Source organism: Mesorhizobium sp. M7A.F.Ca.AU.001.01.1.1 (genome assembly GCF_004022735.1).
GTDB lineage: Bacteria > Pseudomonadota > Alphaproteobacteria > Rhizobiales > Rhizobiaceae > Mesorhizobium > Mesorhizobium ciceri.
The window spans coordinates 1-961 of record NZ_RZPF01001200.1; the positions used below are offsets into that span (position 1 = coordinate 1).

A 961-nucleotide genomic window follows, 5' to 3' on the forward strand; every position below is an offset into this window, starting at 1 on the left:
CATCAGCAGCGACACGCCGCCGAAGGCGCCGAACGCTCTCTCGGCGAGGCGGTCCACCTCATCCGCCTTCGAAACGTCGGCGGCGACGGCAAGCACGGCATCGTCGCCGGCAATCGCGGAAACGGCGCGCGAGGCGTCGTCAAGCCGCGCGCCGCCAATGTCGGCCAGCACGATCTTCATGCCTAGCAATGCAAGCCGCTTGGCGGCCGCCAGACCGATGCCGCTGGCAGCGCCGGTGATCACGGCGGCATTGCCTGGAGCAAGCGCGGGCAGGGCGGTCTGGATCTCGGCGTCGGTGATCATGGGCGATGGATTCCTTGTTCGATGCGCCGAACTTAGCGCCGGAACGGGCCGGTGCAAGCCTCTGCTCGTCTTGTCGGGTTGACCAGTCCGGCCGAGGCTGCGCATGTTGCCCTTTGTCCCCGCAAAAGAGATTTAGGCCTGGGGACAAACGGAGGTTCCTGATTGACGGACTGGGTTGCAATTCTGAAGGAGCAGACCGCCATTGGCGACCAGATGGGCCGCGAGGTGCCGCAGATGCTGGCCAATCCCGACATCAGCGAAGCGCAGGTGAAGACACTCTTTTCCGCGCTGGAGAAACAAGCCGAGTTCGTCGAGAAACTGCGCATGGCGCTGGAAAAATTCGGCCATGATTTCTCGATCATCAAGGCCGCGGAACGGCTGGAGGAGCTCTATGCCGACCTCGCCGCATCGGTGGCGGAAAAACTGAAAGCGATGCGCAAGTAGGGCAATTTGGGAAAGCCGTGCAGCGCTCTACCTTGAAAATGTGTGAAGACAACTACTTTTCGATCACCCGCGCAAAGCGCCTATCCGGTACGAGCCATATCATCGCGACCAGCACATAGAGCGCGACGCCGATCCACTGGCTGACGAAGGTCAGCACGACGGCCACGATATAGACAGCCAGCGAGAGCTTCCCCTTGCGGTCATTACCCAGCGC

Annotated in this window: 2 protein-coding genes; one reads left to right on the forward strand and one right to left on the reverse strand. The window is 61.9% G+C overall.

Features of this window, described 5'->3' with window-relative positions:
• On the reverse strand, window positions 1-303 hold a 303-nt coding region (locus tag EN884_RS37050), incomplete at its 3' end, for an SDR family NAD(P)-dependent oxidoreductase (protein ID WP_128361186.1).
• A 162-nt stretch (window positions 304-465) separates the two neighbouring features.
• On the opposite strand from EN884_RS37050, the gene EN884_RS37055 reads away from it, so the two are divergent.
• Window positions 466-747 carry a hypothetical protein gene (locus tag EN884_RS37055; RefSeq protein WP_027160626.1) on the forward strand — a complete coding sequence of 94 codons (282 nt, stop codon included), beginning with the start codon at window positions 466-468 and terminating at the stop codon, window positions 745-747.
• The last annotated feature ends 214 nt before the right edge of the window (window positions 748-961 follow it).